The sequence below is a fragment of the Nostoc sp. genome, from assembly GCF_036917155.1.
Classification (GTDB): domain Bacteria; phylum Cyanobacteriota; class Cyanobacteriia; order Cyanobacteriales; family Nostocaceae; genus Nostoc.
Map to the genome: position 1 here is coordinate 1 of NZ_JBALDZ010000171.1, position 18955 is coordinate 18955.

Genomic DNA, 18955 nt, shown 5'->3' on the forward strand with positions numbered 1-18955 from the left:
TCACAACTTCCCTCTAGATTTGGCGGCTGGTGATGTTGCTCCTGTAGCTCTTGCCGCTCCTGCTATCAACGGTTAATTCTCTAGTTTCGCTAAATTGAAAGACGCTCTCCCGAAAGGGTGGGCGTTTTTGCATTGGGTTAATTGTTACGTTAAGTCTGACACTGGACACTTTTTTGAAGTGCAAAATTAAACCGCTATAGTTGAGAACTTAGGCAATAATTATCAAAAAGTAAATTTTACGGGTAATAATTGCTAGCAGCGCAGATAATTGCCTCAAAGCTCAAGTATAAGGAGAAGCCAAGAATGATTTTACACCGTGGGCGTAGGGTAGTAGCTGCTTTATTGCTGTCAGTGGTAATACTGACAACAGCCTGTAGTCCAACTCCCAAAACACCTGGACGTTTTGACCAAGTGCAAAAAGAAAGCACTCAACAAAAAAAGGGTCTTGCAGTTGCTAAGAACGCAACTCAGGGTAGTGAATTTAATAAATTTTTCCCTGATGCAGGTGATGGCTACCAGCGCGTCTATACCCAAGAGAAAAAAGGCTTTTCGGAAGCTAAGTTGAAAAAAGGCGGTAAAGAATTAGCAGTGCTGTCTATTTCTGATACCACCAGCACACCTGATGCCGCAGCAAAGTTCTCGAAAAGTACCAAAAAAATTGGCGGTTATCCCGCAGTAGAAGTCGGTAAGACGCAAACTGCAATTTTGGTAGGTAAGTACCAAGTAAAAATAAGTTCCCGTGATTCGTCATTTAAAGCTAGCGATCGCGCAGATTGGCTACAGAAGTTTAATCTTGATGGTCTGTCCCAACTAAAATAAACCACATTACTGACATAAAGATCACAAACTGTAAAATAAGGAGATTTTTGTGAGCAAATCGATTTTTCAGTTGGTTGATGAATTACCAACCGGCGGCTTGACTGTTTCTATGTTAAAAGCCCTTGATTTTGTTGCTCCTGGCGAGTGGCAAAATACCGTCGGCTTTGTCAACACCATTAAGACTGTCACTGGCGAAGACGACGAAGATTTAATTCAGCAAATTGGCGAACGAGCGATTTATCTATTCAACGACAAATCCCAAGGATACCAAACAGCCTTGTGGTTATATCAAACCGTTGATACTACAGATAAAGCCCTTGGTGCAGCAGCTTTAGCTAACAAAGTTGGCGAAACAATTCCTTTGTTGGGTTTTTTAAATTCTGTCACCCCCAAAGCTGACAAAGCCCAAACCATCGATTTGACATTGAAATTAGTGGCTGAGTTAGTAGCCTTCTGTCAAATTAACGGCATTCCTGGAGATAGTATTGGGGATTTTGTCGCCTCTTTAGGTGAGTATAGTGGTGAGTCACTCATCCGCATGGTGGCATTAGTTTGCGTTGATGGTTTGATACCTCTGGGGCCAGGCTTTATCAGCAAAGCATTATCTATGATTGATCAAACAACTCCCCAGGAGTTAGAACAAAACTCGACTTTCCAAAGCATCAAAGATGTGATCCCAGGAAGGGATGCTGGTAGTAAACTCAACTTTATTGGCGAAAGCTTTGACTCAGTTAAAGGTTGGATGAGTGGGCTAGTCTCCGCCAATGATTTAACGCCACAAAAGGTTGTCCACAACTTGCAAGGTTTTATCGATGTTGCCGATGACAAGTTAGATTACCTTGCAGCGTTCATTGATGTATCAACAAATTATTATGAACACACCGGTACGCAAACTTTGGCACATCGTTTGATTGAACGGGCGGTGGCTGAGATTTAGGTTGATGGTGACTGGGGACTGGAGACTGGGGACTGGGGAAGAAGAAAATTTTACCCAATACCCAATACCCAATCCCTATCAAGGTAAACGCAAATCTGCGGCGATCGCATACAAGTAAGGTTGAAAAATAGCCAAGTTTTCCAGTTTCTCAAACTTACCTGTTTGCATATCTGTGTCAAATGCAGTAGTAATTACGTAAAGTTTAGTCCCATCAAAGGCAACATGACCGATATGTTGCTCTTGCACTCCACCTTGTTGCTTAAGTCCAATGAACCCATAGCGGATTCCCTGAAGCTTGCCAATAGGTACTGGTTGGGGTGGATAGGTTGAGAAGATAATCTCTTTTCCATATTTACCCTGACGATCTTTTGCAAAGGCGGCGTAGTGATCTGCAACCCAAGCCTTGAGTGCTGCTAATACCTGGGTTTGGTATTTGGAACTTTGGTAGTCAACTTGAGAACCAGTTGGAATACCCGCTGCTACAAGTTTCTTTCGGAAGTCCTCATTGTTGGCTAGTGGGTAAACGTTAATCTCAACTGTACCTAAACGTTTACCGTCAGAGGTGATACACAACAGGGGTGCATTTCCCTCGCAAGGAGCAACTTGCCAATTAGTTGGAGTAGCAGCATTTACTAAGATTTTCTGCCAGATATTTCCCTCATTAGGGTTGGGGAGTTTTGCAACGGCAAGAGGTTTTACCGCTTTGGGTGGAGAAAATTGGGGGAGAACAAATTTTGCTCCCAGCGGTATTGACACCAGCAAAATAGAACCTAGTAATAAATGATAAAGTCGTAACATTTTTTTGAAAATCCAGAGCCAAAGATTGCATACTAACGATATCTACAATACTTCATGGGTATAGAGGAAGAATACATTTATCTTGTTGCGAGTTTCGCACGAAGTTGAAATCTGCTGTACATGCTTAGTAGCGCTGAAAGCAAATACAGCGCTACTAAGCATGTACAGTGTTGTTTATCGATGTATGCCTAATTACTTGTACTTTGCCGGAGGTATGGCAACGATGAAGATATGCTGGCTAAATTTCAAATAGACATCTGGTGAAAATGAATGTAGAGACGTAGCACTGCTACGTCTCTACAAGGACTCTGGATAACGCATATTTAATTTCTGGAAATGTCTAATCGAAGGGTAAAGTTGCTTGGACTTTTTAATTGAAGCGAGAACGTAGTGTACGACGTTGTTTGTGCCTAGCAATTGCTTTACGCTTTTCTTTTTCTATCGGCGTCTCGAAATGACGCTTTTTTCTCATATCTTGGAAAATTCCTGCTTTAGAAACTTCCCGTTTAAATCTTCTCAAGGCTGATTCGATACCTTCATTCTCCCCTAAAACTACTTGTGTCATTCTCATTCCTCCTGAATGTGGATGAATAGTTCAAGACTAGATACAAAATCAAATATTCCAGCAGAATGGAGCCTTTGGCTTTATCTGCTGGAGACTCTAAATGTGAAATTTTCAGGAATCGACTTTAGTAGCGATTATTGTTGCGGCGAGCATTACCGCCACCCCAGTTACCACGAGAAGAGTTACTTCTTTCCTCACGAGGTTTAGCTTTGTTTACTTTCAAATCACGTCCCATCCACTCAGCACCATCAAGTGCATCAATGGCAGCTTGTTCTTGGGTGTCTGATTCCATTTCTACAAAAGCGAACCCACGCGGCCGGCCTGTTTCCCGATCTGTGGGTAGTTGAACACGACTTACTTTTCCGTATTCTGCAAAAGCCAGCTTGAGGTCCTCTTCTGTAACCTGATAGGACAGGTTTCCGACGTAAATTGACATAGAAATCTCCGAATTCAGGGAGTGTAGAGAGTTAAATTCGGAGAGACGGTTTTTAGAAATCAAAACTAGTTACTCAACCGAAAATAATCTTTATGTCCATGAGTGTAGCACAGCCTCTAGCCTTTGAATATCGTCCGATCGTGAATTTTATTGACAAATGGAACCTTCAGTACAGGTTCGCAGACCTTCCAACCACAGGCTTTTGTTGTTTGTACTATAAAAGTTACACTTTTAACAGGAAATCGATATTAGTTAGCGATCGCTCAGGTATTTAGTGTTTTGAAAATGACGATATGGACTAAGGGCGAAGATTATTATTGGTAGTTCTGGTAACCATACCATGACTAACTATTTTAAAAGCAAAATTAAAAAATATTTATCTTCAAATACGCCATTAGTTGCGATCAAATTGCGCTAAAATCCTTTCTGCTTCCTGACACAGAACTTCGTGATATTCACCATTACTAGCCAGCAAGCCTCCCCATTGATTAATATCACCAGTGTTGTACTGCAACGGAGTACCATCGAAGTGAGTAAATTTACCACCAGCTTCCATTAAAATCAATTCTGGGGCTGCTATATCCCAATCTTTGGGCGCAGACTTGCCAGAAAGGGAAATGTAGATATCTGCCTCTTGCTCGACAATGGTGGCGATTTTACAGCCTACACTACCCACAGATTTCTGATTTTGAGAGGGTAAGTTTTGTAACAAGTGATCTAACCGTTGGTTGCGGTGGGAGCGACTAACAACTAAGGTTAAATCTTCAATTCGTTTGCCTGACGACACTTGTAAAGGAACAGATCCATCACGGGTTTCTACAAATGTACCCCCGCCTTTAGTAGCGTAATATAGCTTTTGAGTCTCTGGTACTGCCACCACTGCTAATATTGGGCGTGTTTCCTTGACTAAAGCAATGTGAACTGCATAATCCCCGGTTTTTTCGATAAAGTCTCGTGTACCATCCAAAGGGTCAATGATCCATACCCAAGGAGCGGAATCTGTAGCAATACTTGGCGATTGATAAGTTTCTTCACTGATATAAGCAAAATCTTCGTTACCCAAAGTTGCTTGTAGACTCTGCAAAATGTATTGACTTACGGCGACATCAGCAACGGTGACAGGCTCATTCTGCTTGTATTGTACTTCTAGGTTCGGGTCTTTTGCAGTGCCGTGGTAATACGATCGCAGTATTTCTGCTGCACCCCAACCTACCTCACGAGCGATCGCTAATATTTCTTGTAAGTCTTTCATTAATTTAAATCCATCCAGCGCCGTGTACCAAAAAATTTACAAGAATCAGCAGCAATATTAGCTGCTAGTCCTAGTGCATCAGTAAAACTTTCCCTTAAAATGTAATGACAGAAAGCACCGTGGAAAATATCTCCAGCCCCTAAGGTATCAACCGCTTGAATCTGCGGCACATCTACGATACCAGTTTTAGTGCAACTCAAGTATTCAATTGGGTTTTGTCCGTGGGTAATGGCGATGTGAGGAATGTCAAATCCACTGAGATAAGCAAAAACATCTTCTCTAGTCTGGCAGTTGGGGGGATAAAAATTAGCTGAACAGATGGCATAATCCACAAATGGCAGAATTTGCTCAAATCCAGGCTTCCAACTACCAGCATCAATTACTATTGGGATGTTCTTGGCTTTAGCCATTTGGGCTAGAGCATAACTAACCACCATCTGATGCCCATCAATCAGTAATATATTGACATTTTGCAAAATATCTGCTGGTATAGATGCGCTGCTGACTTGAGTTTTGACAGCATTGATGGAAACCACAGATCGTTCACCTGTGGATTGGGTAACAATAATTGAAGATATAGGCGGTGCTAAATCAGTGGTAGGCTCAAGGTCTGCGATCGCAACTTTATAATTTGCTAAATCACCTCGAATTAGCTGCGTCATCGGGTGAGAACCCACTACACCCAAGACTGTAGCTTGATTTCCTAAATGACTGAAAGTCACAGCCGCGTTGGTAGCTGGCCCCCCTGCCGCTACAATATAGTCAGTAGCGACAATCTTCTGGTTATTCTTAGGGGCAGAATCAGCAAGGTAAATCAAATCCAAGGTTACTAAACCTACAAATAACCCACGATCAAATTTTGGATTTTGGATTTTGGATTTTGGATTATCCATTTCTTATATATATTCGTAATTATTTTTAACTCTTGTACAGACGCGATTCATCGCGTCTCTCTTGTACAGACGCGATTCATCGCGTCTCTCTTGTACAGACGCGATTCATCGCGTCTCTCCTGTATCTCCTGCACAGACGCGATGAATCGCGTCTCTACAAACTCCTAACTCTTGCTCATGCAAACTGATCCAAAACCAGGAACACTTTACGTTGTCGGCACACCAATTGGCAACCTGGAAGATATAACCTTTCGGGCGGTGCGAATTTTGCAAACTGTAGATATTATTGCTGCGGAAGACACGCGTCACACAGGGAAATTGCTACAGCATTTTCAAGTTAAGACACCCCAGGTAAGTTACCACGAACACAATCGTACCAGCCGCATCCCAGAATTATTAGAGCATTTAGTTAATCATAAAGCGATCGCTCTGGTGAGTGATGCTGGGATGCCAGGTATTTCCGATCCTGGATATGAACTGGTGAAAGCCTGTATTGAGGCGGGAATTCCAGTAGTTCCCATTCCTGGCGCTAGTGCAGCAATTACCGCTTTGAGTGCAGCTGGATTACCAACGGATCGATTTGTCTTTGAAGGCTTCCTCCCGTCTAAAAGTCAACAGAGACGAGAACATTTAGAATCTCTGCAAACAGAATCTCGCACCTTGATTTTCTATGAATCGCCCCACCGCTTGCGAGATACTTTACAAGACTTAGCAGAGGTTTGGGGAAGCGATCGCCAAATTGTGCTAGGACGAGAGCTAACTAAATTGTATGAGGAATTTTGGCGGGGGACAATTGCCGAGGCGATCGCTCACTACACCCAACGAGAACCCCAAGGTGAATATACATTAGTAGTGGCAGGAATTCCACTCAGTCAGCCCCAACTGACTGAAGAGGAGTTGATAGCCGAATTGAAACAGTTAATTAGTCAGGGAATATCGCGATCGCAAGCTAGTCGTCAGTTAGCAAAAGCTACTTTTCTTCCTCGTCGTCAACTCTACCAACTAGCTCTTTCTATAGTTTTTAGTCCTGACTCCTAAATTCTGTTTTGTTAACTTAGGAACGTGGATTAATTGAAGAAGAATTCAGAAGTCAGAATTCAGGAGCGGAGCCAATACGCTTCGGTTAAGGTTTTTTAATGAAGATTTTAGATTGCTCTTGAGCAGACATCTCCAGAAATTAAATATGCGTTATCCAAAACCCTTGTAGAGACGTAGCACTGCTACGTCTCTACATTCATTTTCGGAGATGTCTAGCGTCTGACTCGCTTGCCGCCGGCGCTATCGCATGATTGCGTCTCCCCGAATCACATTGGGAGAGGCTAACGCCAAGGGAGAAGACAAAGGCTTAGCTACGCTATCCGCTTTTTCGGTCAAAATTCATTCTGTACATGGATAGCGGGGCGTTTAGCCCATTCTGACTCCTGACTACTGAATTCTGTTCGATAAGATGCAAAACTTCATCCTGTCTCACGATCCCTCTCCAATATATCGGAGAGGGATTGAGGGTGAGGTAAACCAGGGACATAAATTGTATGTTATTTAATTCTTATTCCTTACTCAAAATAAACGCACAGGCTTTATTTGCAGCTTAGAACTAATCGAGCTTACCCGATCAACTACAGAAATCATGTATTTGTAATCTGGTACTTGTCCATTAGGTACATACCCCACTTCTTGAGCTAAACCTGAAGGCGAATCACTCATCACTTTGCGGATAAACTCTTGACGGTTAAGTTCTATATTAGGCCCAATCAAGACCACACCTAAGGGTACATAGTGTGGATCTTTAAATAGTACGCGAAATTCAGTCGGGGCCAACTGCGAACTGTAGAGACTTAATTCCGCCTCAGAAACGGCACAGGCGATCGCTTTTCCTTGAGCAACCAATTCCAGCGCGGCTTTGGGTGTGGGTGCAAATAGTATGTCAGCTAGTGTTGTACCATAAAGATTGTAAAGAGGGAAATAATATCCTGTTGCTGAACCTAACTGTCCTAAAGCCACTGTTTGACCTTGTAGCTGTTTCAAGTCGGTTATCGGATTGTCTTTGCGAACAACGAAGATAGAACGCAAATTACTAATACCTATTAAAGGAAATAGGGGAACATATTGGTAGCGTGCGATCGCGATCGCTGCTAAACCTGGTGGAGCAAATACCAATGACCAAGCACGAGCCTCAAGACGCTCAACCGCTCTATTTTCATTAAAAACAGGCTCTAGCTGAATATAGGCATTTGTCTTTTCACCCAAATAAGTATTGAATTTAGCATATTGGCTAATTATCTGTTCGCCTCCACCATAGTTGATCACACCAACAGTTAACGTACCTTCAAAGTCTTTTTTTGCTTGGCAGGCAGCAAATGTCAAACCTAGCAGATTAAACAGAAATAAACGACGAGGAAATCGCAAAAACATCACTAATTATGGTTAAGAAAAAGTAACTTGGCTTTCAGGAATAATTTAGATAAGTTTAGATAAGTTTGACTACTGCCTAAATAGTTTGTATTGCAGTCAAAAATAAATATTTATTAATATTTATTTATATATTGTTGAGATGCTTTCTAACAGGTTTAAATAAATAAATATTAAAATTAAACAAACTCAATTATCACCTTCATTGCTTAGATTATGTTAAACAAAATTACGTTAAATAACTTAAAAATAGGTGCTAAATTTAACTTACTTTTAATATTAGTTTTCATCATCAGTATTTTGGGAAGTGGCATTGCCTTATCCAGTGTACTTCAAGGGAGAGCGCAAAATGAAGTAACTTCTCAAGCGCAGATTCTCATCCAAATGGTGAACGCAGTTAGAAACTATACACAAAATCGCATAGAGCCCCTATTAGAACCTAGACTAGATACTAACCCAACGTTCATGCCTGAAGTAGTACCAACTTTTTCATCTAAAGAGGTGTTTGAGAATTTTCGTAAAAAGCCTGAATTTAAAAACTTTTTTCATAAGGATGCAACACTTAATCCAACTAATTTAGCGGATAAAGCTGATAACTTTGAAACTCAACTTGTAGAACGTTTTCGCAACGAACCCAATACTCTAGAAATTACAGGCTTTCGTAAATTGTCAGAAGGCGAAGTATTTTACATTGCACGACCACTAAAGATTACACAAGAGAAATGCTTGCGATGTCATTCTACACCAGATCAGGCTCCTAAGAGTCAGTTAGTAAATTATGGCTCAGAAAATGGTTTTGGCTGGCAACTCAATCAGATTGTTTCTGCCCAAATAATCTCTGTTCCTTCTCAAGAGATTTTTGCTAATGCCAAACGGACTTGGATATTAATCATGGGACTTTTAATTACGATCTTTGCGATCGTCGTTTTCTTAATTAACTTCTTAATCAAAAAATATGTAATTCAGCGCATCAGAAAAATAGAAAAAATTGCCCAAAAAGTTAGCGTTGGTGATATGAGCGCTGATTTTGAAGAAAGCTCTAATGATGAAATTGGTGGATTAGCAGAAGCATTTAATCGAATGAAAGCTAGCTTAAAAATAGCTATGGAAATGCTTAATAGCCAGAGCTAATAATTCGTAATGACGCTCGATAGCGCCGGCGGCAAGCGACGTAGGAGCGTCTGACTCGCTTGCCGCCGGCGCTATCGCATGATTGCGTCTCCCTTTGGGAGATGACTCGCTAACGCTAAGGTAATTTGTCATAATAGCTGATTACATTTGCATGGAGCGATAAACCAAAGGTAGGGGTGAATCCAAGTTTTCTTGATTTGCCTGCTTTGTGACTGTAGTAATCAGGTGATGGTGTGGTGACAGATGACAGACAGGATCGGTGGCAGCAGCATTGTTTGTCAAAAGTAACGCTTGGCAACGGCAACCACCAAAATCAAGCTGGCGGCGATCGCAACTTTGGCAAGGCTCAGGCATCCATTCTGTTCCCCGGAAGCGATTAAAAGCAGGTGATTCAAACCAAATCCAATCTAGTGAATGGTTGCGGACGTTAGCAAATTCTAGTTCTGGAATAGAACTGGCGGCTTGGCAAGGTAACACATCACCATTGGGAGCGATCGCTAAAGCTCGATTACCCCAGCCACCCATACATGGTTTGGGATAATCTTCATAATAGTCTGGAAGCACATATAAGATGCCCATTGGGCAGATGTTGCGCTCTCTAGCTAATGCCACTGCGGCATCTGCTCGTTCTAGCTGCTGGCGGGTGGGTAATAAAACAATACGGTTGCGATATGCCCAGCCATAATACTGAGTGTTCGCTAATTCAACTCGGTCTGCTTTTAAAACCTCACACAGTTCTAAAATCTCATCAATCCTGTCTAGGTTTTGCCGATGCAGAACAAAATTAAGTGTCAGAGGGAAACCCAAAGCTTTTACTAATCTTGCTGCCTCTAGTTTTTGCTGAAAAGAGGGAGTTCCAGCAATATAGTCCGACTCAGCAGCACGACTATCTTGGATACTAATTTGTACGTGATCGAGTCCGGCATCACGTAGCTGTGTCGCTCGTTCTGGAGTTAACAGCGTCGCAGCAGTAATCAAAGTGGTATATAGTTCGGCTTTGGCTGCTGCGGCCACAAGTAATTCTAAATCTTTTCGTACTAGTGGTTCGCCGCCGGTCAAGCCAAGCTGTAACACACCCAAGTCCGAGGCTTGCTGAATAACTCGCAACCAATCCTCGGTGGAAAGTTCTTGACGATACTGGCGATCGCCATAATTAAGCGGGTTGGAGCAGTACGGACAACGCAGTGGGCAGCGATACGTCAATTCTGCAATCAAGCTTAAAGGTCTATCAATTGTCATTGTTAGTAATAGTGCTTAGTTTAAATCTGCTGCACTTGAGAAATTACTCTTTTGGGTTGGAGGTAAAGGTTCTAGTTCTATTCCTTCTACAATTAATAGTCCTCGTTTACTAATTCGAGAGAGCAGATGGCGCACATCCTCTACCACATTTTCGCCATGGTACTGTTTCTCTAACTCTGCTGCGATCGCATTCAGAGTTCGCTCACCGTTACAAAGTGCCAGAATTGCTGCTGCTGTGGAGTTTAATTGTAGTGCCCCTTCTGGAATCAGGAGCCAATGCTGCTTTCTCAGGTCATCCCAGCGTAAACGCACACCACGAACTAGGCGCGGTCGGGCATGATTCTCTATAGTACTCATTTAATTCGTAATTAATTTGCTGGGCATTGGTTATTTCTCTCTCACTGCTTAAAAATACTTACCTAAACCTGCCTAGACCTGTTTAGAGATTTCTTCTCCCTTCAACCAAGGCAGTCGGCTGCTTCTTGTCCAGGAGCGTTGAGTTTCGCTTAAGCCAAGCGTACTTTATCTAGAGGTACATTCCTCAAATTGATAGATGCATTCTCATCACGATCTCGAATATTGCCGCATCCTGTCTCGCATACAAACATTCGCTCTGATAAGGGCATTGATTGAATATGATGGCATTTACAGCACATTTTAGAACTCGGAAACCATCGATCAACCAACTCAACTTTAGTACCATAATGAGCTTGCTTGTAAGTTAACTGACGACGAATTTCGTAGAAGCAGTTATTACTTAGGATTTATACTTTATACTCGTACTAGTATACCAGTATTAACATCTTTTCGGAATGCCATTTAAGAAAAACCATGAGTTTCGGTTTCTGCCAATAGAAAGTCAATCGTTAGACACCTTGCCATTAACCTTAAAACTCCGTCCTGGCATCCGGGATAAAATCAGGTCAATCCCTAATTGGCAATCAGAGTTAAGAGATACAATTGAAGCTTGGTTGCAGAAAAAACTTGATCAAACTGCTCAAGATTGAAGTATTTTAGGCAAGAAATTGCTGATTAAATAATGCTCTCTCACTCTCTCATTTTCCCAGTCCCCAGTCCCCAGTCCCTAGCCCTATACTTCTTGAGGTCTAGTATCGCCTTGTTCAATCGCCTCTAACTGGCTCCACAACAAATTGCATTTGAATACTAAAGCCTGTACTGCTCGTTCCTGAGAATCAGGAGTTTTACAGTGTTTTAGGACTTGCTTGAGGGCATATTGAGCATCTCTGGGTGCTTGGGAAAGACGGGCTCGGAAGTAGTCAAATCCAGCAGGATCGATCCACGGGTAATGCTGTTCTAATGCAACTAAGCGGACTCGAATTGCATCTGGGCCAAACAGTTCAGTCAATGATGCAGCCACTGCCTCAATCCAAGGTTTAGTGCGACAAAAGTTAACGTAGGCATCCACTGCATATTGAACTCCTGGTAGTACGTGCTGGTCTTCTAAGAGTTCCTGACGAGACAATCCTACAGCTTTACCGAGTTTTAACCATGCCTCAATACCACCTTCGTTATCACCTTGACCGTCATGATCAATGATGCGTTGAACCCATTCTCGCCGCACTTCTAAATCAGTGCAGTTTGACAAGATCGCAGCATCTTTCAGGGGAATACTTTTTTGATAGTAAAATCTATTTGCTACCCAGCGTCGTACTTCTGTTGGCGTTAAATCACCACTGTTCATCCTCGCATGAAATGGATGCAGATGATGATAGCGGCGATGTTGCGATCGCAATACAGCCTCTAGTTCTGTCTGAGTCCACGGGAGAGGTTCTTTAACTAATTCCAACACGTTTTTTCTTACACCTCAAAATTACAATTCGATGGTCAGACCATCGTAACCAACTTCTATGCCTGCGGCTTCAACAATTTTGCGTTCCTCTGAATCAGGTAAAAGTATTGGGTTGGTGTTGTTGATGTGAACGAGAATTTTCCGAGGACGGCTCAGTTTAGCAAGGCTTTTTAAACTGGTGTTCAGGGGTAAGTGTCCCATATCGCGCGCTTGCAGATTTGATATTCCTAAAGCCAACAACTCATCATTTTCCCAGCAAGTGCCATCTACTAAAATGCAGTCACTAGACTCAAACCGCTCTAGGATTTTTTCGTCAAGTTCAGCTAAACCTGGAGCATACGTTGCAACTTTGCCAGTTGTGCGATCGCGAAATGTCAAACCTATAACCCAAACTCCATCTAAATTTGTCTGATGGCGCATATATTTTGGTGGTTTGGCTGCTAGGGGAAATACCTCCACTTCCAAACCATCTGCTCCATCCAACCCCAGGTTTATAGGTACATAAGGTTCAAGTACAGACCATTCCACACCACAATAGTTTGCTAACGTAGACAGCAGGGGATAACCCTCTGTCAGAGCCTTACGTACTGTTTCTGTACCATAGACCCGCAGTTTTTCCGTAGATTCTCTGAGGATAACCAGGCCAGTCGTATGGTCAATCTCTGCATCAGTTAACAAGACACCAGCGATCGGGCTTGACCGAATTGTAGACGTTTGTCCTTCCCGCAATTTTTCCAACTGCGGACGTACGTCTGGAGAGGCATTAACCAAAAACCAGGGCTGATTGTTTTTCCTCACCGCAATTGATGACTGGTTCAGCCAATTTACACCTGCACGATTTGTGCGGACTGCTTGGCAATTGGGACAGTTACAATTCCATTGAGGAAAACCACCACCTGCGGCAGTACCAAGAATTTTTAGGAACATAAGAACAAAAAGCAGGTAGAGGTTTTAATTCGGCAATTAAACTTAGTATTGACAATTATTGCCCATGCAGAATGTATGTGGTAATTTCCATACACAAGTCAAGCTCATCAAAATCTGGTTTTTCCCAATCAATTGCTGACTTAATATTTGGAGGATGAAATGAGGTTCTGGTAGAGACATCCTCACTTAATTTTGAGCTATTGCTTTCTTGCTCTTGCATAGAGTGATTATTGGTTTCGTGAATCATTAGGGACACCTTTTGAAATAAATGTTCAGTTGTTAATTTGGCCTGCAATTAATTCTAGTAATTTTACTTACTATTTGTCTTAATTTGCTGGCTCAAAATTTCTTTGCTTTAGATTAAACTGAGTTGCCCAAGAAACACACAGTATTTTTACTGTTCTTTTACTATTTTTTTACTATTTTTCATCATCCGTATCAGTAATCGTGTGGTTGGAAAGTCGGAGAGATAGTAAAAAAGCTACGAGATAATACGGGGGGATATATCTGTGAGGATGTTTGAAAAGTATTAGGCAAATAGAATGACTCTGTTGGCGAATTGCGATCGCTATCCTCAAAACCTTGAGATGTCGTAGCATCTGACCCCAGAAATTGCGGTTTACATGAATTCGCCAACAGTCTCATAAATTCGCTACTACACAAAGAAAAGTCCACCTCCGTGGACTAATCTAAAATCAAGGGTTTTAACCCACGGAGGTGGGTAAAGTCTTGTGTAGCCGCGACTTCTAATCGCCAGGGCTATTAAAAGGGAACAGGGAACGGGCAACAGGCAACAGGGAAATCCCCATAATTAAAATCAGGGGATTTGTACAAGGACACATTGAAACATCGTGGCTGACGCCATCTCGTTTCAAATATTTTTATCTCTTTTCATAAATAAATTTAGGGGCTTTAAACCCTGTATTCGGGGCTAATTTTTTTTCTGTTCCCTGTTAAGAGTTCCCTGTTCCCGCCCCGAAGGGGCTTGGTAATTCACGGAGAGAATAACACAATATTTAAAAAATTAAGAGAGTAGGCGCTGCTGAAATTGCAAAGCTTTTTGAGATTCGGGAATTTGTGATGCTAAAATCTTGACAAATTCTGCACGAGAAATTTGCCCAGAAGATTTAACAGCTTTTTGGACTAGAAACTTAGCTATTGGGCCAATTAAATCAGCTAATTCCCGCTCACACTGATGCAGAAAGCTATCGCTGATTACTTGAGATTCTTGACTTGATAAATTATTTGGCTTGATTTCAGACTGAACAGTAAGTTCCTGTAGGAAAGTAGGTTTCTCTAGTAGAAACATTGTTTTCTTCTTAAAATCAATTTGTTGATTTCCTCGAAGATGAAGGGCTAATTGACTAATTAATTCTTCCAAATTGGGCGATGATGCCACAACTTGTCGTAGCAATCTTGAGGCTACGGGACCAACAAATTCTAAAAGAATCGTTTCTAAGCGGCTGTAATTTTCCGCAGACAGGATAGAAGTAGGATATCCAATTGAGTTTTTTTGAGAAAGTGAAGCTTGAGGCGGTTGTGTAAAAGATGGTGGTTGAGGTAATGGCGTTTCTACTTTAGGATCGAGATACTTAAGCACCTGTAGAACTTCAGCCGCAGACTGATAGCGCTGTTTAAAGTGGTGTAGCACCATCTTAGATAGCACAGATGCCAACGCAGAACTGACCTTAGCTTGATGCTGCCAAGAAATTTCTCCTGTATCTGCATCTTCCTCAAAGTTTATCGGATGTAACCCTGTCAGCGATTGAATACTAATAATACCCAAAGAATAAATATCGCTGTTGGGGCGGGGCTTACCTTGCCCCTGTTCTGTAGACATATATCCTGGGGTGCCAATGATAATAGTAGCCCCGGTTTGCCCTGGAATTGTCAGCAGTTGAGTTTGGACTTGTTTAACTGCGCCAAAGTCAATCAGCACTAACTTACCGTCTTGTTGTCGCCTAATTATATTGTCCGGCTTGATATCTCGATGGATAACGTTGTGGCTGTGAATAAATTGCAGAATACCTAGAACCTGTTGGAGCAGTTGAATTACTTGATTTTCTGTCCAAGGTTGATTGGGTAATAGTTCTGCTTTCAAAGTATGCCCTTCAATGAACTCTTGCACCAAGAAGAACTCTTGGTTATCTTCAAAATAAGCTAAAAGCCGAGGAATCTGGTCATGGTTGCCCAGTTGCTCTAGTGTTTCTGCCTCACTGCTAAATAGCCGTCTGGCAGTTTCGAGAAATTCAGGGCTACGAGTGACGGGCTTAAAGTGTTTGACAACGCATTTCGGGAAACCTGGTCGATGGGTATCTTGGGCTATGTAGGTTTGACCGAATCCACCTCCCCCTAAAACTTGGAGGACTTGGTAACGTCCGTCTAATAATTGTCCTAACATTGTGTCACAAGCCTTAAGTCCTCAAATTAATCTTGGCACAACTACTAGCTTTGGCAAGGTTGGTTGAGACAAAAACTAGGTAGGTAATGCTAAAATTTCAAGGTTTGTTGAGGATTTTACTGCAAGCTCATGACTCCCTAGACTCCAAATCGGCTTGGAGCCATATTATTATTGAAGCTTTAATTCCTTAGAAGTCGGCAGTATCTCAATTTTTGAAGTAGTTCCTGGTTGAGAGACTACGCTAACTTCTCCTAGTGAAGTTTTATTTACACTTTTTAAGGAACTGGTTAAAGGATTAGGCGTCTAAAGTGAAGAGTAATTGGGCATGGTTATTTTCCTTGTCACCCTGCTCCTCTGCCCCCAATCTCCCGTATGCTTACCCTTTTCATTCGGGGGTTACGTGGTTAACAATGGGTTGAATGTTTTTTAAATAATTCAACCTTATGGCTAGAACTGCAAATGAATATGCCGTATTCCTCCTACTGGAAAGCGGCCACCGGGAAGAAGTACGTTTTCCGACTATTCAAGAGTTTCAGAAGTGGTATAGTGGCGAACTTGTGCCAAAATCTGCTTCTAATGACTTTATTAGCGTGCCGATTAAAAATATTCAAGGGGAATATATGGTAATACGCCCTTCTCGGATCGTGGCAATCCGGGTAGAACCCGTTTTTAGTTCCAGTGTTGAAAGATTCAACTAAATGATGAAAAAAACCCTTGCTTTCCTTTCCTTGAGTCTGGGAATTGCCCTTGTAAACCCTCTCTGGTCGGCTGTTGCTCAGGTTCCTAACTTACTGCCATTGCCAATACCGACTACTCCCGATTTCTCACCTATACCAATACCAATCACTCCGGAAGTAACGCCGCCGCTAAAACCAATTGCTATCGGCAGCAATTGTACGCTGCGGCAGACTTGCTTGGGTTGGGATGAGCAAATTTGGGGTCAAAGAGGTAAAACAGGCGATCGCAATGCGTTGTTGGCTTCTATTGACAACAGTTTGCTTTACCTAACAAAGGGTGAAGCGATCGCAGCATATCAAAATTATCCGATGAAGGAAATTACCCTTGATCGCGTCCGTCGGAGTTTGGTACGCTTCCGCCAACTGGTTGTCAGTTCTAAGTCAGCAGCGCAATTACAAGCGGCTGTCCGCCGTGAGTTTGTTTTTTACCAGTCTGTGGGCAATGATGGCAAGGGCACTGTTAAGTTCACTGCTTACTACGAACCTGTTTATACCGCTAGTCGCGTCAGGACTGCAATATATAAATATCCTCTTTATCGGCTACCACCTGATTTCAGCCAATGGTCTAAACCCCACCCAAAACGAATTGATTTGGAAGGGAAGGACGGTTTACAAGGGAATAAGAGCAAATTGCGCGGTTTAGAACTGCTATGGTTTCGCGATCGCCTAGACGCATACATGGTACATATCCAAGGTTCTGCCCAAATTAAATTAACTAATGGCAAAACAACATCAGTTGGCTATGCAGGTGGAACTGATTACCCTTGGACTAGTATCGGCAAAGAACTAGCCAAAGATGGCAAACTTCCATTAAATGGATTGACGTTACCACGTATGATTGCTTACTTCCGGCAACAGCCGCACGAGTTGAACAATTATCTACCACGTTGGGAACGATTTATTTTCTTCCAAGAAACTGGTGGTACCGCAGCTACAGGCAGTATTCATGTGCCAGTGACGGCAGAACGTTCCATTGCTACAGATAAGTCTCTCATGCCACCGGGAGCGCTAGCGTTGATTTACAACTCATTTCCCTATCCTGCTGGACATGGCAAACTAGAGAATCGTACCGTCAGCCGCTTTGTGCTTGACCAAGATACAGGAAGCGCCATCAAAGGCCCGGGACGGGTGGATTATTTCATGGGGTCTGGTAAACTAGCAGGCGATCGCGCTGGCATCACAGGCGGCAATGGTTCACTATATTATTTGCTGCTTAAGGAATAAAGTTAGGAGTTAGGAGTTAGGAGTTAGGAGTTAGGAGTTAGGAGTTAGGAGTTAGCAGTTAGGAGTTAGCAGTTAGGAGTTAGGAGTTAGCAGTTAGGAGTTAGGAGTTAGGAGTTAGCAGTTAGCAGTTAGGAGTTAGCAGTTAGCAGTTAGGAGTTAGGAGTTAGCAGTTAGGAGTTAGGAGTTAGGAGTTAGCAGTTAGGAGTTAGGAGTTAGCAGTTAGCAGTTAGGAGTTAGGAGTTAGCAATTAGCAGTTAGCAATTAGCAGTTAGCAATTAGCAATTAGCAATTAGCAATTAGCAGTTAGCAATTAGCAGTTAGCAGTTAGCAGTTAGCAATTAGCAATTAGCAATTAGCAGTTAGCAATTAGCAATTAGCAATTAGCAATTAGCAATTAGCAATTAGCAATTAGCAATTAGGAGTTTTCAATTAATAACTCCTAACTCCTAACTTTCCTTAATACGGCGGATAAGCAAAATCATCTTCATCAGCATAAACGTAAGAGTTGGAAACTCCTGCCATTGCCAATTTAGGTGTTTCTGATTTGACAGGTTCCTTACCAAAATCTTTGTATTCTTCAAAAGTCTTACAAATCATTGCAGACTCAAGAGCATCGGAAGCAATTAAATATTGCGTTAAAGTCCCGACTGTGGGATGTTTGTAGTCCACAGTTGAAGCTACCAAAACCGTATTTGGTTCAATACCTCTTTCTTCACACTCAATTATGGGGCAAAAAATTCCGTGAGCATGGAACAAAGGGCCCTTTGGTGCTAAGGGTTGTTTACGGTAGACGGCATAAGCTTTTTCTAGTTCAGCAACGAATCCACTAACTACTTTGCCTTGTTGATATTCGCAGTAGGTTTTGCTGAAACTCGCTCCAGCAGCACCATTAAGAGTTAGTTGTAGTGGTGATTCATGTAAAAACTTTTTATTCTCACCCACTATAAAAATTAAATAACGAGTAAAGGTTTTAAATTTAAGTTTGTCGGCTAAAAAAGCATCATAATTCTCTTTGAGCGTACCCAGTTTTAGACCACTTTCCCGGTCTTTGACAGATAATGGCCCCCGACGCGCTATAACTAAACGTGGAGTAGGGGTAATAAATACCGTTTCGACTCCAGAAGTAAATTCATGCTCTACTTGCTGCCAATTCTCATCTGGCACAAAACCGACAGCATTAGCATTATCTAGCTTAATCGCCAAACCGTGGGATTGTATGCCATCTGTGCCATACCGAGGATTAATCATCTGACACCAGGGAAGGACTTGAGAAGGCGGTGCATTGAATTTCTCGTCTTCAAAGTCGAAATTAGCAGATGCTTTCATCGTTTTAGGCTATCAAAGTGTTTTATTGAACAAGTTTATCGGCAGGGCGCT

Annotated in this window: 21 protein-coding genes and 1 pseudogene; 8 read left to right on the forward strand and 14 right to left on the reverse strand. The window is 42.2% G+C overall.

What is annotated here, in order from left to right:
• From V7K67_RS22885 to V7K67_RS22895, 3 genes and pseudogenes are all read left to right on the forward strand, one after another.
• A pseudogene (locus V7K67_RS22885) lies at positions 1–76 on the forward strand (photosystem II protein D1); the annotation flags it as partial.
• Positions 77–303: 227 nt separating this feature from the next.
• Entirely contained in the window at positions 304–819 is a 516-nt protein-coding gene (locus V7K67_RS22890; RefSeq protein WP_334730721.1) for a hypothetical protein, read from the forward strand.
• 49 nt (positions 820–868) lie between these two features.
• Positions 869–1756, forward strand: coding sequence for a hypothetical protein (locus tag V7K67_RS22895; protein ID WP_334730722.1), 888 nt, complete (start codon positions 869–871; stop codon positions 1754–1756).
• Between the two features lie 78 nt (positions 1757–1834).
• Here the strand turns inward: V7K67_RS22895 and V7K67_RS22900 are convergent, their stop codons facing one another.
• The 5 genes from V7K67_RS22900 to V7K67_RS22920 all read right to left on the reverse strand — a co-directional run bounded on the left by V7K67_RS22900 (position 1835) and on the right by V7K67_RS22920 (position 5700).
• Entirely contained in the window at positions 1835–2554 is a 720-nt protein-coding gene (locus V7K67_RS22900; RefSeq protein WP_334730723.1) for a hypothetical protein, read from the reverse strand.
• 370 nt (positions 2555–2924) lie between these two features.
• On the reverse strand, positions 2925–3119 hold the full coding sequence (gene rpsU, locus V7K67_RS22905; protein WP_179066217.1) for a 30S ribosomal protein S21: 195 nt from the start codon (positions 3117–3119) through the stop codon (positions 2925–2927).
• Positions 3120–3243: 124 nt separating this feature from the next.
• Positions 3244–3555: an RNA recognition motif domain-containing protein gene (locus V7K67_RS22910; RefSeq protein ID WP_334730724.1), complete on the reverse strand. Its 312-nt coding sequence runs from the start codon at positions 3553–3555 to the stop codon at positions 3244–3246.
• Between the two features lie 394 nt (positions 3556–3949).
• Positions 3950–4807: a 3'(2'),5'-bisphosphate nucleotidase CysQ family protein gene (locus V7K67_RS22915; protein ID WP_334730725.1), complete on the reverse strand. Its 858-nt coding sequence runs from the start codon at positions 4805–4807 to the stop codon at positions 3950–3952.
• Positions 4807–5700, reverse strand: coding sequence for a sugar kinase (locus tag V7K67_RS22920; RefSeq protein WP_334730726.1), 894 nt, complete (start codon positions 5698–5700; stop codon positions 4807–4809). The genes V7K67_RS22915 and V7K67_RS22920 overlap by 1 nt, the downstream gene beginning before the upstream one ends.
• 177 nt (positions 5701–5877) lie before the next feature.
• Between V7K67_RS22920 and rsmI the strand changes: the two genes are divergently transcribed.
• The gene (rsmI, locus tag V7K67_RS22925; RefSeq protein ID WP_334730727.1) at positions 5878–6738 is read left to right on the forward strand and encodes a 16S rRNA (cytidine(1402)-2'-O)-methyltransferase; all 861 of its coding nucleotides are present in this window, start codon (positions 5878–5880) and stop codon (positions 6736–6738) included.
• Between the two features lie 519 nt (positions 6739–7257).
• Here the strand turns inward: rsmI and V7K67_RS22930 are convergent.
• Positions 7258–8112 (reverse strand): phosphate/phosphite/phosphonate ABC transporter substrate-binding protein, encoded by an 855-nt coding sequence (locus V7K67_RS22930; protein WP_334730728.1) that lies wholly within the window; start codon positions 8110–8112, stop codon positions 7258–7260.
• Positions 8113–8325: 213 nt separating this feature from the next.
• Here V7K67_RS22930 and V7K67_RS22935 point away from each other — a divergent pair, with 213 nt between their 5' ends.
• The gene (locus V7K67_RS22935) at positions 8326–9240 is read left to right on the forward strand and encodes a Tll0287-like domain-containing protein (protein ID WP_334707745.1); all 915 of its coding nucleotides are present in this window, start codon (positions 8326–8328) and stop codon (positions 9238–9240) included.
• Between the two features lie 141 nt (positions 9241–9381).
• Here V7K67_RS22935 and pqqE read toward each other — a convergent pair whose 3' ends face one another.
• The 3 genes from pqqE to V7K67_RS34530 all read right to left on the reverse strand — a co-directional run bounded on the left by pqqE (position 9382) and on the right by V7K67_RS34530 (position 11243).
• The gene (gene pqqE, locus V7K67_RS22940) at positions 9382–10479 is read right to left on the reverse strand and encodes a pyrroloquinoline quinone biosynthesis protein PqqE (RefSeq protein WP_334730729.1); all 1098 of its coding nucleotides are present in this window, start codon (positions 10477–10479) and stop codon (positions 9382–9384) included.
• Between the two features lie 15 nt (positions 10480–10494).
• On the reverse strand, positions 10495–10836 hold the full coding sequence (pqqD, locus tag V7K67_RS22945) for a pyrroloquinoline quinone biosynthesis peptide chaperone PqqD (RefSeq protein WP_334730730.1): 342 nt from the start codon (positions 10834–10836) through the stop codon (positions 10495–10497).
• A gap of 149 nt (positions 10837–10985) precedes the next feature.
• The gene (locus V7K67_RS34530; RefSeq protein WP_442943904.1) at positions 10986–11243 is read right to left on the reverse strand and encodes a zinc ribbon domain-containing protein; all 258 of its coding nucleotides are present in this window, start codon (positions 11241–11243) and stop codon (positions 10986–10988) included.
• Between the two features lie 48 nt (positions 11244–11291).
• On the opposite strand from V7K67_RS34530, the gene V7K67_RS22950 reads away from it, so the two are divergent.
• Complete coding sequence (locus V7K67_RS22950) at positions 11292–11486, forward strand: hypothetical protein (RefSeq protein WP_335168544.1); 195 nt, start codon at positions 11292–11294, stop codon at positions 11484–11486.
• Positions 11487–11569: 83 nt separating this feature from the next.
• On the opposite strand, the gene pqqC is transcribed toward V7K67_RS22950, so the two are convergent.
• From pqqC to V7K67_RS22970, 4 genes are all read right to left on the reverse strand, one after another.
• Entirely contained in the window at positions 11570–12289 is a 720-nt protein-coding gene (gene pqqC, locus V7K67_RS22955; RefSeq protein ID WP_334730732.1) for a pyrroloquinoline-quinone synthase PqqC, read from the reverse strand.
• Positions 12290–12310: 21 nt separating this feature from the next.
• A complete protein-coding gene (gene pqqB, locus V7K67_RS22960; RefSeq protein WP_334709713.1) occupies positions 12311–13216 on the reverse strand; it encodes a pyrroloquinoline quinone biosynthesis protein PqqB in 906 nt (301 codons plus the stop codon).
• A gap of 55 nt (positions 13217–13271) precedes the next feature.
• Positions 13272–13463, reverse strand: a complete 192-nt coding sequence (pqqA, locus tag V7K67_RS22965; RefSeq protein WP_334730733.1) for a pyrroloquinoline quinone precursor peptide PqqA — start codon at positions 13461–13463, stop codon at positions 13272–13274.
• 777 nt (positions 13464–14240) lie between these two features.
• Positions 14241–15617, reverse strand: a complete 1377-nt coding sequence (locus V7K67_RS22970; RefSeq protein WP_334730734.1) for a protein kinase domain-containing protein — start codon at positions 15615–15617, stop codon at positions 14241–14243.
• Positions 15618–16060: 443 nt separating this feature from the next.
• Here V7K67_RS22970 and V7K67_RS22975 point away from each other — a divergent pair, with 443 nt between their 5' ends.
• Positions 16061–16315, forward strand: coding sequence for a hypothetical protein (locus tag V7K67_RS22975; RefSeq protein WP_179066232.1), 255 nt, complete (start codon positions 16061–16063; stop codon positions 16313–16315).
• A gap of 3 nt (positions 16316–16318) precedes the next feature.
• The gene (mltA, locus tag V7K67_RS22980) at positions 16319–17578 is read left to right on the forward strand and encodes a murein transglycosylase A (RefSeq protein WP_335168554.1); all 1260 of its coding nucleotides are present in this window, start codon (positions 16319–16321) and stop codon (positions 17576–17578) included.
• A gap of 456 nt (positions 17579–18034) precedes the next feature.
• Here the strand turns inward: mltA and V7K67_RS22985 are convergent, their stop codons facing one another.
• Positions 18035–18904 carry a DUF5895 domain-containing protein gene (locus V7K67_RS22985; RefSeq protein WP_334709709.1) on the reverse strand — a complete coding sequence of 290 codons (870 nt, stop codon included), beginning with the start codon at positions 18902–18904 and terminating at the stop codon, positions 18035–18037.
• Positions 18905–18955 lie beyond the last annotated feature (51 nt).